The sequence below is a fragment of the Actinosynnema sp. NPDC053489 genome (genome assembly GCF_044544865.1).
Lineage (GTDB): Bacteria > Actinomycetota > Actinomycetes > Mycobacteriales > Pseudonocardiaceae > Actinosynnema.
Genome location: NZ_JBITXT010000008.1, coordinates 118,702 through 131,105 on the forward strand (window position 1 = coordinate 118,702; position 12,404 = coordinate 131,105).

At 70.8% G+C, this 12,404-nt stretch carries 14 protein-coding genes; 10 read left to right on the plus strand and 4 right to left on the minus strand.

Going from position 1 to position 12,404, the window contains the following annotated elements; genetic code table 11:
• Window positions 1-318 precede the first annotated feature (318 nt).
• From rpsB to ACIGNX_RS20155, 5 genes are all read left to right on the plus strand, one after another.
• On the plus strand, window positions 319-1,164 hold the full coding sequence (gene rpsB, locus ACIGNX_RS20135; protein WP_396542157.1) for a 30S ribosomal protein S2: 846 nt from the start codon (window positions 319-321) through the stop codon (window positions 1,162-1,164).
• A 161-nt stretch (window positions 1,165-1,325) separates the two neighbouring features.
• Complete coding sequence (gene tsf / locus ACIGNX_RS20140) at window positions 1,326-2,141, plus strand: translation elongation factor Ts (RefSeq protein ID WP_396542159.1); 816 nt, start codon at window positions 1,326-1,328, stop codon at window positions 2,139-2,141.
• Between the two features lie 139 nt (window positions 2,142-2,280).
• The gene (pyrH, locus tag ACIGNX_RS20145; protein ID WP_141984185.1) at window positions 2,281-2,991 is read left to right on the plus strand and encodes a UMP kinase; all 711 of its coding nucleotides are present in this window, start codon (window positions 2,281-2,283) and stop codon (window positions 2,989-2,991) included.
• Window positions 2,992-3,037: 46 nt separating this feature from the next.
• A complete protein-coding gene (frr, locus tag ACIGNX_RS20150) occupies window positions 3,038-3,595 on the plus strand; it encodes a ribosome recycling factor (protein WP_141981148.1) in 558 nt (185 codons plus the stop codon).
• Window positions 3,596-3,663: 68 nt separating this feature from the next.
• Window positions 3,664-4,527 (plus strand): phosphatidate cytidylyltransferase, encoded by an 864-nt coding sequence (locus ACIGNX_RS20155; protein ID WP_396542161.1) that lies wholly within the window; start codon window positions 3,664-3,666, stop codon window positions 4,525-4,527.
• 6 nt (window positions 4,528-4,533) lie between these two features.
• Here the strand turns inward: ACIGNX_RS20155 and ACIGNX_RS20160 are convergent, their stop codons facing one another.
• On the minus strand, window positions 4,534-5,349 hold the full coding sequence (locus ACIGNX_RS20160) for a VOC family protein (protein WP_396542163.1): 816 nt from the start codon (window positions 5,347-5,349) through the stop codon (window positions 4,534-4,536).
• Window positions 5,350-5,406: 57 nt separating this feature from the next.
• Here ACIGNX_RS20160 and ACIGNX_RS20165 point away from each other — a divergent pair, with 57 nt between their 5' ends.
• A complete protein-coding gene (locus ACIGNX_RS20165; RefSeq protein WP_396542165.1) occupies window positions 5,407-6,153 on the plus strand; it encodes a class I SAM-dependent methyltransferase in 747 nt (248 codons plus the stop codon).
• Window positions 6,154-6,176: 23 nt separating this feature from the next.
• Entirely contained in the window at window positions 6,177-7,160 is a 984-nt protein-coding gene (locus ACIGNX_RS20170) for an aldo/keto reductase (protein WP_396542167.1), read from the plus strand.
• 1 nt (window position 7,161) lies between these two features.
• Here the strand turns inward: ACIGNX_RS20170 and ACIGNX_RS20175 are convergent, their stop codons facing one another.
• Window positions 7,162-7,845 carry a PadR family transcriptional regulator gene (locus ACIGNX_RS20175; RefSeq protein WP_396542169.1) on the minus strand — a complete coding sequence of 228 codons (684 nt, stop codon included), beginning with the start codon at window positions 7,843-7,845 and terminating at the stop codon, window positions 7,162-7,164.
• A gap of 132 nt (window positions 7,846-7,977) precedes the next feature.
• Between ACIGNX_RS20175 and rlmN the strand changes: the two genes are divergently transcribed.
• The 3 genes from rlmN to ACIGNX_RS20190 all read left to right on the plus strand — a co-directional run bounded on the left by rlmN (window position 7,978) and on the right by ACIGNX_RS20190 (window position 11,238).
• Window positions 7,978-9,084 carry a 23S rRNA (adenine(2503)-C(2))-methyltransferase RlmN gene (gene rlmN, locus ACIGNX_RS20180; RefSeq protein ID WP_396542171.1) on the plus strand — a complete coding sequence of 369 codons (1,107 nt, stop codon included), beginning with the start codon at window positions 7,978-7,980 and terminating at the stop codon, window positions 9,082-9,084.
• 147 nt (window positions 9,085-9,231) lie between these two features.
• A complete protein-coding gene (locus ACIGNX_RS20185; protein ID WP_396542173.1) occupies window positions 9,232-10,362 on the plus strand; it encodes a helix-turn-helix domain-containing protein in 1,131 nt (376 codons plus the stop codon).
• 24 nt (window positions 10,363-10,386) lie between these two features.
• On the plus strand, window positions 10,387-11,238 hold the full coding sequence (locus tag ACIGNX_RS20190) for a hypothetical protein (protein ID WP_396542175.1): 852 nt from the start codon (window positions 10,387-10,389) through the stop codon (window positions 11,236-11,238).
• Window positions 11,239-11,311: 73 nt separating this feature from the next.
• Here the strand turns inward: ACIGNX_RS20190 and ACIGNX_RS20195 are convergent, their stop codons facing one another.
• Both ACIGNX_RS20195 and ACIGNX_RS20200 read right to left on the minus strand, forming a co-directional pair.
• Entirely contained in the window at window positions 11,312-11,800 is a 489-nt protein-coding gene (locus ACIGNX_RS20195; RefSeq protein ID WP_396542176.1) for a beta-class carbonic anhydrase, read from the minus strand.
• Window positions 11,801-12,023: 223 nt separating this feature from the next.
• A complete protein-coding gene (locus ACIGNX_RS20200) occupies window positions 12,024-12,281 on the minus strand; it encodes a DUF2631 domain-containing protein (protein WP_396542178.1) in 258 nt (85 codons plus the stop codon).
• Between the last annotated feature and the right edge of the window lie 123 nt (window positions 12,282-12,404).

A 12,404-nucleotide genomic window follows, 5' to 3' on the forward strand; every position in this document is an offset into this window, starting at 1 on the left:
CTACCAGTGGCTTCTCCCCGGCTGTGGACAACTCGAGTGCCTGTGGACAACCGGCGGCCCGGTTCGTGGTTCCCCGCCCCACCGGCGTACACTCGACGCGCGGCCCGTGTGAGCGCGGGGCGACTTCGCGTGCCACTGCAGATCCGGCCCGGTTTCGTGTGGTCGAGTCACGGCGTCCGGCGGTCCTGAGGTGAGCGCCTCCGGTCCGGACGGCGGCAGGGGCACCAGGGCGGCGGTCCGACCCGGTCCGCCGCGACCAACCGGAACGCGCGCCGGCCCACGCCAGGCGCGCCCGAACGAAGAGGTGCGAACCCGGCCATGGCCGTCGTCACCATGAAGCAGCTGCTCGACAGCGGCGTGCACTTCGGGCACCAGACCCGTCGCTGGAACCCGAAGATGAAGCGCTACATCTTCACCGAGCGCAACGGCATCTACATCATCGACCTGCAGCAGACGCTGACCTACATCGACCGGGCTTACGAGTTCGTGAAGGAAACGGTCGCGCACGGCGGGTCGATCCTGTTCATCGGCACCAAGAAGCAGGCGCAGGAGGCCATCGCCAACGAGGCCCTCCGCGTCGGCATGCCCTTCGTCAACCAGCGCTGGCTGGGCGGCATGCTCACCAACTTCTCCACGGTGCACAAGCGCCTCCAGCGGCTCAAGGAGCTGGAGTCGATGGAGCAGACCGGCGGTTTCCAGGGTTTCACCAAGAAGGAAATCCTGATGATGAACCGCGAGAAGGACAAGCTAGAGCGCACGCTCGGCGGTATCCGCGACATGTCCAAGGTGCCCAGCGCCGTGTGGATCGTGGACACCAAGAAGGAGCACATCGCCGTCGGCGAGGCGCGCAAGCTCAACATCCCGATCGTGGCGATCCTCGACACGAACTGCGACCCGGACGAGGTCGACTACCCGATCCCGGGCAACGACGACGCGATCCGGTCCGCCGCGCTGCTGACCAAGGTCGTGGCCGAGGCCGCCGCCGCCGGTCTGATGGCGCGCTCCGGTGCCCGCACCCAGGCCGCCGACGGCGCCGACAAGCCCGAGCCGGGCGTCGCCACCGACGAGCCGCTGGCCGAGTGGGAGCAGGAGCTGCTGGTGGGCGCCGAGGCGACCGACAAGCCCGCCGGTTCGGCCGAGGGCTCCGAGGCCGTCCAGTCCTGACCCGTCCGCACGCCGCGCCCGCCGGGACCACGGTGGGCGCGGCGTGCGCACAGGACCGGCCTCCACCCGGCCGCCCCGGCCGGGACCGCACGACCACAGCGCGTAATCGCGTCGGCGAGCGAAGCCGACGACCAGACCGCAGAAGGAACGGAAATCGCACGATGGCGAACTACACCGCCGCTGACGTGAAGCGCCTCCGCGAGCTGACCGCCGCAGGCATGATGGACTGCAAGAAGGCGCTCGAGGAAGCCGACGGCGACTTCGACAAGGCGGTCGAGATCCTGCGCATCAAGGGCGCCAAGGACGTCGGCAAGCGCGCCGAGCGCACGACCTCCAACGGCCTGGTCGTGGCCGAGGACGGCGTGATGATCGAGCTGCGCTGCGAGACGGACTTCGTCGCCAAGAACGCCGACTTCCAGGAGCTGGCCTCCCGGATCGTCGCCGTCGCCAAGGCCACCCGCCCGGCCGACGTCGAGGCCCTCAAGGCCGCCGACCTCGACGGCAAGCCCGTCGACGCGGTCGTCCAGGAGTTCTCCGCCAAGATCGGCGAGAAGCTGGAGCTGGCCAAGGTCGCCGTCTTCGACGGCACCGTGACCACCTACCTGCACCGCCGTGCCGCCGACCTGCCGCCCGCCGTCGGCGTGGTGGTCGAGTACACCGGTGGGAACGAGGACGCCGCCCGCGGCGCCGCCATGCAGATCGCCGCGATGCGCCCCCGCTACCTCACCCGCGACGAGGTCCCCGCGGACGTGGTGGCCAACGAGCGCCGCATCGCCGAGGAGACCGCTCGCGAGGAGGGCAAGCCGGAGGCGGCGCTGCCCAAGATCGTCGAGGGTCGCGTGAACGGCTTCTTCAAGGACGTCGTGCTCCTGGAGCAGGCTTCCGTGACGGAGTCCAAGAAGACCGTCAAGGCCGTGCTGGACGAGGCCGGTGTCACCGTGACCCGCTTCGCCCGGTTCGAGGTCGGCCAGGCCTGATTCGCGTGAGGGCGGGGTTGCGCGCAGACGTCGCGACCCCGCCCTTGCCGTGTCCGAAGGAGCACCTGTGAGCGCAGAGGTAGACCACGCGAAAGCGGAGCACGCCGACGACGAGCCCATCCACGGCTACCGCCGGGTGATGCTCAAGCTGGGCGGCGAGATGTTCGGCGGTGGCGGTGTCGGCGTCGACCCCGACGTCGTGCAGACCGTCTCCCGCCAGATCGCCGCGGTCGTCCGAACAGGGGTGCAGGTCGCCGTGGTCATCGGCGGCGGCAACTTCTTCCGCGGCGCGGAGCTGCAGCAGCGCGGCATGGACCGCAGCCGCGCCGACTACATGGGCATGCTCGGCACCGTGATGAACTGCCTCGCCCTGCAGGACTTCCTGGAGCGCGAGCACGGCATCGAGACGCGCGTGCAGACCGCCATCACCATGGGCCAGATCGCCGAGTCCTACATCCCCCGCCGGGCCATGCGGCACCTCGACAAGGGGCGCGTGGTGATCTTCGGCGGCGGCGCGGGCATGCCGTACTTCTCCACCGACACCACGGCCGCGCAGCGCGCCCTGGAGATCGGCTGCGAGGTCGTGCTGATGGCCAAGGCCGTGGACGGCGTCTACACCGCCGACCCGAAGATCGACCCGGACGCGCTGATGTTCGACAACATCACCCACCGGGAAGTGCTCGAACGCGGCCTGAACGTCGCCGACGCGACCGCGTTCAGCCTGTGCATGGACAACAACATGCCGATCATGGTGTTCAACCTGCTGACCGAGGGGAACATCGCGCGGGCCGTGCGCGGTGAGAAGATCGGCACGCTGGTGAGCACCCCCGGTGGTCGCCCGTCCTTCTAGACCTGCTGGGATTCGAGCCGAACTGCGCACACCAAGGGAGTCAGCCGTGATTGACGAGACCCTCCTCGACGCCGAGGAGAAGATGGAAAAAGCGGTGTCCGTGGCGAAGGAGGACCTGGCCGCGGTGCGCACCGGCCGCGCCAACCCCTCGATGTTCTCCCGCATCGTGGTCGAGTACTACGGCTCGCCGACCCCGCTGAACCAGCTGGCCAGCGTCGCCATCCCCGAGGCGCGCATGGCGGTGATCAAGCCCTACGACGCCAGCCAGCTCAACGCGGTGGAGAAGGCCATCCGCGACTCCGACCTGGGCGTCAACCCCAGCAACGACGGCTCGATCATCCGCGTGGTGATCCCGCAGCTGTCCGAGGAGCGCCGCCGCGAGATGGTCAAGGTCGCGAAGGGCAAGGGCGAGGACGCCAAGGTGTCCGTCCGCAACATCCGCCGCAAGGCCAAGGAGGAGCTGGACCGCCTGGTCAAGGACGGCGAGGTCGGTGAGGACGAGGGCACCAGGGCCGAGAAGGAGCTGGAGAACGTCACGCACCGCTACGTCGCCCAGATCGACGAGCTGGTCAAGCACAAGGAAGCCGAGCTGCTCGAGGTCTGAGTGATCACGTCGGGGTCGGCGGGTCGGGTCACCCTCCGCGCGGTTCGCTCGGCCGGTGCACGGCCGTGATGGGAGCACAACAGGTGTCAGGCGGCGGTGACCGGGACGCGCCGGGGAAGAGCGCGTCGCGCGCGGGGCGCAACCTCCCCGCGGCCATCGCCGTGGGCGTCGGCCTGGGCGCGGTCATCCTCCTCGCCCTGCTGACGGTGCGGCAGCTGTTCGTCGGCGTCGTCGCCGTGGCCGTCGCGGTGGCGATGTACGAGCTGGCCGGCGCGCTCCAGCGCGGCGCGGGCATCCGCGTGGCGCTCGTGCCCGCGCTGGTGGGCGGTCAGGCCGTGGTGTGGCTGGCCTGGCCGCAGGAGCGCGGCGGCGTGCTCGGCGCGTTCGTGGTGACGATCCTCGCGTGCCTGGTCTGGCGGCTCAAGGACGGCGCGGACGGCTACCTGCGCGACGTCACCGCGTCCATCTTCACGGTCGCCTACGTGGCCGTGTTCGCCGCGTTCGCGGTCATGCTGGTCGTGCCGGACGACGGCGTGTTCCGCGTCCTGGCGTTCCTGATCGGCGTGGTCCTGTCCGACACCGGCGGCTACGTGGCGGGCGTGCTGTTCGGCAAGCACCCGATGGCCCCCACCATCAGCCCGAAGAAGTCCTGGGAGGGCTTCGCGGGCTCGATGGTGGCGGGCATGGTCGGCGGCGCGCTCACCGTCGGCCTCATGCTGGACGGCCGGTGGTGGCAGGGCGTGCTGTTCGGCGCGGCCCTGGTGGTCACCGCGACCGTCGGCGACCTGGTCGAGTCGCTGATCAAGCGCGACCTGGGCATCAAGGACATGGGCACGCTGCTGCCGGGCCACGGCGGCCTGATGGACCGGATGGACTCCCTGCTGCCCTCGGCCGTCGTCGCCTGGCTGCTGCTGCACGTGTTCGTCGGCTGACCGCCGTCACTCGTCGTACGGGTCGTCGATCGGCGCCCCGACCTCGTCGTCCGACAGCGGGGTGGTGCGGGACGGGTCGATGACCGAGAACACCGCGCCGGTGTGGTCGGCGACGACCGTGATCCGCCCGAACGGCGTGTCGTAGGGCTCCACGGTGACGCGCCCGCCCAGTTCGAGCACCCTGGTGGCGGCGGAGTCCGTGCCGATCTCGGGCGCGGCGGTGAAGTACACCATCCAGTGCGGCGGGGTGTCCGGCGGGAACGCCCGCCCCATCCGCTGCCGCCCGAGCACGGTGTTGCCCTGGAGGCCCCAGAGCGTGTAGTCGACCGCCTGGCCGTCACCGATCTGGGCGACCTCGAACCCGCACAGCTCGGCGAAGAACTCGTCCGCCACCTGGCCGTCGCGCGTGTTCAGCTCGGCCCACGCGTACGCGCCGTGCCCGTTCGTGCCGAACACCCAATCGGGTGGAACGTGCCGGAACCCGACGACCGCGCCGGTCGGGTCGGCGACGATCGTGACGTTGTCGGACGGCTCGCCGAGCACCCGGCCGCCGAGCGCGAACACCTTCTCGGAGGTGGCGCGGGCGTGGGGCGTGTTCAGGTACAGCGTCCACGCGCTCGGTTGCGGCGCGGCGACCAGCTCGGCCACCGGCAGCCCGTCGACCAGCGCGATCGCGTTGCCGCCGGAGTCGGTGAAGTACCAGCCGAACAGGCCCGAGTAGAAGTCGGTCGTGGCCTGCAGGTCCGTGGTGGCGAGGTCCACCCAGCACGGTGCGCCGTGGTGCATCTCGGCGAGAACGGGTGAATTGGGCACGATCGACACGGCGTACCTCCTGCACGAGCCGGTTAGTCGATCACGCTACGGCTCTAGAGTCGTCCCGTGAAGGGATTCGTCCGTGCCGCCTTGGCCGCCGTGCGGCCCGTCGACGTCCTGCCGAGCCCCAACATCTGGCACTGGCCGGAGGTCTACGAGGTCGAGAACCGCGCCCAGGACGTCGACGGCGCGATCTGGGGCGCGCTGCGCGAGGAGTGCGACTGGGCCGGGCGGGACGTGGTCGACGTGGGCTGCGGCGACGGTTTCCACCTGCCGGTGTTCGCGCGGCGGGCGCGGTCGGTGGTCGGTGTCGAGCCGCACCCGCCGCTGGTGCGCCGCGCTCGCGCGCGGGTCGCGGACGTGCCGAACGCCGACGTCGTGGCCGGGCCCGCGCAGCGGCTGCCGCTGGGCGACGCGACGGCGGACCTGGTGCACGCGCGCACGGCGTACTTCTTCGGCCCCGGTTGCGAGCCGGGCATCCGCGAGGCGGAACGGGTGCTGCGGCCCGGTGGGGCGCTGGCGGTCGTGGACCTCGACGGCCTCGCCGAGCCGTACGGGCCGTGGCTGCTCGCCGACGAGCCCCGCTACAACCCCGTGGACGTGGAGCGGTTCTTCGCCGAGCAGGGGTTCTCCTTGCGCCGGGTGCGCGCGCTGTGGCGGTTCGAGCGCCGGGAGGACCTGGAGGCGGTGTTGCGCATCGAGTTCTCCGCGGCCGTCGCGGAACGTGCCATCGCCCACACGCCCGGCCTGTCGTTCGAGGTGGGCTACCGGGTGCACGTCAGGCGCAAGCCCGCCGGGATTGTGCTGCCCTGATAGCGCTCACATAGGATCGGGCCGTGGAGAACAGGAACGCGGGCAGGGTCGGTCGGCAGGTCGGCGTCGTGGGTCTCGGCTGCTGGCAGCTCGGTGCGGACTGGGGCCAGGTCGAGGAATCCGACGCGCTGGCGGTGCTGCACGCCGCCGCCGACACCGGCGTGAACTTCTTCGACACCGCCGACGTCTACGGCGACGGCCGCAGCGAGACGCTGATCGGCAAGTTCCTCCGCGAGCGCGGGGACGCCGGCATCACGGTGGCCACCAAGATGGGCCGCCGGGTCGAGCAGGTGCCCGGGAACTACACCCGCGAGAACTTCCTGGCCTGGAACGACCGGTCGCGCGCCAACCTCGGCGTCGACACGCTCGACCTGGTCCAGCTGCACTGCCCGCCGACCCCGGTCTACTCGACCGACGAGGTGTTCGACGCGCTCGACGAGATGGTCGAGGCCAAGAGGATCGCCGCGTACGGCGTGAGCGTGGAGACCGTCGAGGAGGCGCTGACCGCGATCGCCCGGCCCGGCGTCGCGAGCGTGCAGATCATCCTGAACGCGCTGCGGCATAAGCCGCTGGAGCGGGTGCTGCCCGCGGCGGCGGAAGCGGGCGTGGCGATCATCGCCCGCGTCCCGCTCGCCTCGGGCCTGCTGTCCGGCAAGTACACCGCGTCGACCACGTTCGGCGCAGACGACCACCGCAACTACAACCGCAACGGCGACGCGTTCGACGTCGGCGAGACGTTCTCCGGCGTGCCGTTCGAGGTCGGCCTGGAGGCGGTGGAGCGGCTGCGGCCGCTCGTGCCCGCCGGCGCGACCATGGCGCAGTTCGCGCTGCGGTGGATCGTGGACCAGCCCGGCGTCACCGTGGTCATCCCCGGTGCCCGCAACGCCGAGCAGGCCAGGGCGAACTCGGCCGCCGCGGACCTCGCGCCGCTGCCCGCCGAGGCGTTGGCCGAGGTGCGGTCGGTGTACGACGAGCTGATCCGGCCGCTGGTCCACGACCGCTGGTAGGTCAGTCCTCCGGACCGTCCTCCTCGACGTCCAGCTCGCCGAGGATCGCGTACAGCTTGCGGCGGGCCTCGCCGAGGATCTCGACGGCGCGGGCCTGCTGCTCGCGCGTGCCCGCGACGGCCATCTGCTGCATGGCGGCGCCCAGGTGGCGCGCCGCCGTGCGCAGCTTCGCCGCGTGCGTGTCGAGGTCGTCGTTCACCTGCTGCCACGGCGGCGTGTCGTCCAGCTTCGCCGCCTCCTCCCGACCGGTCTCGGTCAGGGTGAACAGCTTCTTGCCGCCCGCCTCCTCGGTGGAGGCGACCAGGCCCTCGTCGGCCAGGAGTTGCAGGGTCGGGTAGACCGAGCCCGGGCTGGGCCGCCAGAGGCCGTCGGTGCGGCGGCCGATCTCCTGGATCATCTCGTAGCCGTGCATGGGGCGTTCGGCGAGCAGCGCGAGCACCGCCGCGCGCACGTTGCCCTTGCGCTGCCTGCCGCCGCGACCGCGGCCCCGGCCGTGGCCGAAGAAACCGGGCGGTTCGGGCGGGAGCGGCGGGCCGGAGAACGGGCCGCCGGGGAACGGGCCCCGGTCGAAGCCGCCGCCGAAGCCACCGCCGCCGCCGCCGAAGCCGCGCCGGGGGTCGCCGAAGCCGTGCTCGCGGTGGTGCCGGTGCTCGTGGCTGAAGTGGGGGTGTCCGTGGAAACGCATCGTCGTGCTCCTTCTGTCGATCGGTTGCGACGTGTCGACGATATATCGGAACGTATCGCGATGCAACGGTGATGGCGCTCGCGGTCGGCGTGGTCCTCGGCACTCTCCGCGCGTGGGACACTGGAGGGCGCTATGACTGCCCTCCCCCTCGTCTTCGACGCGCCCAAGCGCGGCCTGCCGCCGCGCCACCTCGCCGACCTCTCCGCCGACCAGCGCCGGGAGGCCGTCGCCGCGCTCGGTGAGAAGCCGTTCCGCGCCGCGCAGCTGTCGAACCACTACTTCAGCCGGCTGACCGTCGACCCGGCCGAGATGACCGATATCCCGGCCGCCGCGCGGGACCGCCTGGTGGACGACCTCATGCCACCCCTGTGGACGGAGCTGCGCAGCGTCGAGGCCGACGGCGGCACGACGCGCAAGACGCTGCTGCGCGCGCACGACGGCACGCTGGTCGAGAGCGTCCTGATGCGCTACCCCGACCGCGCCACGCTGTGCATCTCGTCGCAGGCGGGCTGCGGCATGGCGTGCCCGTTCTGCGCGACCGGCCAGGGCGGGCTGACCCGCAACCTGTCCACGGCGGAGATCGTGGACCAGGTGCGGCGCGGCGCGGCGGCCATGCGCGACGGCGAGCTGCCCGGTGGCCCGGGGCGGCTGTCGAACATCGTGTTCATGGGCATGGGCGAGCCGCTGGCCAACTACAAGCGCGTGGTCGAGGCGGTGCACCGCATCTGCGACCCGGCGCCGGAGGGGTTGGGCATCTCGCAGCGCTCGGTGACCGTGTCGACGGTCGGGCTGGTGCCGGCGATCCGGAAGCTGACGGAGGAGGGCCTCCAGGTCCGGCTGGCCGTGTCGCTGCACACGCCGGACGACGAGCTGCGCGACACCCTCGTGCCGGTGAACACGCGGTGGAAGGTGGCGGAGGTGCTGGAGGCCGCGCGGGGCTACGCCGACCGCACCGGCCGCCGGGTGTCGATCGAGTACGCCCTGATCCGCGACATCAACGACCAGCCGTGGCGGGCCGACCTGCTCGGCAAGCTCCTACGCCGGCACCTGGGCCAACTGGTGCACGTCAACGTCATCCCGCTGAACCCGACGCCGGGCTCGAAGTGGGACGCCTCGCCGAAGCCGGTGGAGCGGGAGTTCGTCCGGAGGGTCAACGAGCAGGGCGTCGCCTGCACCGTCCGCGACACCAGGGGCCAGGAGATCGCCGCCGCCTGCGGCCAGCTCGCCGCCGAGGGCTGAGCCCCACCCCTCGATCGAGCGCTTCTTCAACCCGCCTGAGACTTGACTGGAAACTTTCCCCGGCGGTCCAGTTTCCCATTGGGGGAAAGTTGGCCATTGGGGAAAGTTTTCTTGGTCTGCAGGCTGTATCCGTGACACAGTGTCGTGGTGGACCACACCGAGCAGTCAGGTGAAGTTGTGCTTCGGCACGGCCTCGAACGACTCGCCGACCTGCTCGGGCGGACTTGGGAGCTGTCGCCCCGCACAGACGTGACCACCCGTGGTGGTGTGGACGCTCTCGTCGACGTGCGGCCGCCCGACGGTGGAATCCAGGCGCAGTTGGCGGTCGAGGTGAAGTCCCGCCTGACCCCGCGTCAGGTGGAGGACGACCTGCTGCCGCGGTGGGAACTCATCAAGCAAATTAACTCCGGGACGAACCTGGTGGTCGTGGCTCCCTGGCTGGACCGACGGACCCGAGACCTCCTCCGCGAGCGCGGCATCGGATACCTGGACCTCACGGGGAACGTCCACCTCCGGGTGCCGCGACCTGCGATCGTCATCCACACGGATGGAGCGGTGAAGGACCCGCGTGGTGGTGCGCAGTCCCGAGCCGGCGGTCCGACGCTCGCGGGTCCGAGAGCCGGTCGGCTGATCCGCGCGCTCGTCGACCACGCTCCGCCCTATCGCGCGACCCAGCTCGCGCAACTCACCGGGCTGAGCCTCCCCTGGGTCTCGAAGCTGTTGACGCGACTAGAGGAGCAACTCCTGATCCGCCGGGACGGTCGCGTTGTCACGGAGGTGGAGTGGCCGGACCTCCTCCGCGCTCGTGCCGGGTCTTACGACCTGCTGCGGCAGAACCCGTTCGTCCGGATGCTGGCGCCCAACGGGAGCGAGCACGTGCTCGGCAACGTCGAACCACGTCCGCACGGTGCTCCCGGGACGTACCCCGAGGTGGTCGTCACCGGCCACTACGCGGCCCGCCAGGTGGCGCCCGTGGCGTCCGGCGGGCAGTTGATGCTCTACGTCCACGATGGTCCGCACGCCGTGGACGAGGTGGCCGACCGGCTGGGACTGCTCCGTGTCGACGCGGGCGGTGACGTGCTGGTGATGCGGAGCCATGATGAAGTCGTCTTCGACCGCTGGCGCGAGGTCGACGGTATCCCGCACGTGGCGTTGAGCCAGTTGGTCGTGGACTGCCTGGCGGGACCCGGGAGGTTGCCCGCGGAGGGCGAGGCAGTGCTGCGGTACATGGCCGAGCACGTGGACGAGTGGCGTGACACCGGCCTGTCGACCGGGTGAGCGTCCGAGCAGGAGCGAGGGTTCGTGTCGAAGGTGCCGGATGGCGTCGATCGGGATCGGCTGACCATCACCGCCCGCAAAGTGCTGCTCGACGGGTTGGAGGCGCTTGCTTCCCATCGGTCGGCGATCACGGTGATCGGAGCGCAGGCGGTCTACTTGCGCACGGTGAACGCGGCGCTCAGAAGCGCCGCGTTCACCTCCGACGGTGACTTGGCGATCGATCCGGCCGTCCTGGGCGACGAGCCCCTGGTGGACGAGGCGCTCGTCGCGGCGGGTTTCAGGCTCCGCAACGCCGACCAACCCGGTCTGTGGGTCCGATCCGAAGTTGTCGGTGGTGGGGAGGTCGACATCGAGTTGGACATCCTTGCCGGCGCCTCGCTCACGACCGGCGGCCGTGCTGCCAGGATTCCCCCGCACGGGAAGATGTCCGTCAAGAAGGTCCCAGGCATCGAGGTCGCCGTGGTGGATCGCTCTCCGGTGGTGGTGCGGAGCCTTGCTCCGGAGGACGTCCGCAGCGTGGAGGTGGCCGTTGCAGGGCCCGTGGCACTGCTCGTGTCGAAGGCCTTCAAGATCCACGATCGCCTCGAGAACGCGGCGAACCGCCCGGACCGCCTCGTGGACAAGGACGCGGCGGACGTTCTGCGCATCATGATGACGATCCCGGTGAGGGAAGTCGCCACTTCGTTCGCCCGCCTGGTCCGCGATCCGCGGGTCGGGAGCATCGCGGCCGGGGGATTGGCGCTGTTGCGGAGGCAGTTCGGTGGGGCGGACGCGGCCGGGGTGCGGATGGCTGTGAACGCGCTCGCCGGTGACCTCGACGGTGAACGCGTGCGTCTGCTGGCACCGACGTACGTTCGCAACCTCGGCGAACGGTAGCCGACGACCGGTCCTCACCCGCCGAACGACCGCGACGGCACCCGCACCCGGGAGCCGTCGCGGCCGGGGGTGGTCAGACGACTTCGTTCAGCTTGCCCGTCGCCACGTCGAAGACGAAGCCCCGCACCGAGTCCTGCACCGGCACGAACGGGCTGTTGCGGATCCTCGCGATCGACTGCCGCACGTCCTCCTCCAGGTCGCTGAACGCCTCCGCCGCCCACGACGGCTTGACGCCCGTCTCGTCCTGGATCGAGCGCTTGAACTCGTCGTCGGTGAACGTCAGCATGCCGCAGTCGGTGTGGTGGATCAGGATCACCTCGCGGGTGCCCAGCAGGCGCTGGCTGATCGCCAGCGAGCGGATCTCGTCCTCGGTCACGACGCCGCCCGCGTTGCGGATCACGTGGGCCTCGCCCTCGTTCAGGCCGAGCACCCGGTAGACGTCGAGGCGCGCGTCCATGCACGCCACGACGGCGACGCCCTTCGCAGGCGGGAGGGGGAGGGGGCCGGAGAAGTCGGCCGCGTAGGCCGCGTTGTTCGCCAGGAGTTCGTCCGTCACGGACATGCGGTGGTCCTCATCTGCGGGAGCGGGTGACGTGTGCGCTGCGTCACCGAGCCAACTGCCGCACGGGCGCTCCGGCAACCGGTGCCCAGCCCGTGGGACCGGTTGACCGCACTCCACCCACTGTTCGGACGAAGAGAGGACCGCTCACGTCGAAACCGCCCGCGAACGGCGGAACTCCCGGCACGAACGGGCGCGCCGGGAGTTCGGGTGTCACGAGGCGGAGTCAGCGCCGCCAGGAGGTGCGGCTGCGGACCTGGTCCCAGATCAGCAGGCCGGCCAGGAGGACGCCCACGAGGACCACCCAGATGTCCTCGGTGCGGCCGTGGTGGTTGCCGATCAGCAGGCCGAACACCGCCAGGGTCGACAGCCAGCCCGCGATCTTGATGCCCTTGGGGAACGTGCCGTGCCAACCCCACTCCGCCGACGGCTCCTCGTGGGGGTCGACCGCCGGACGCTTGTCCAGTTCCGAGGACGAAGACACAGCCGCACGACCTTCCTGCCGATCACGTTCACCAACGCCGTCATGGTCGCACACCGCGCCACCGGGCGAGACGTGAGGTGCGCGGCACCGCGACCCGCGCGCCACCACGCCGACCGGAGCGCG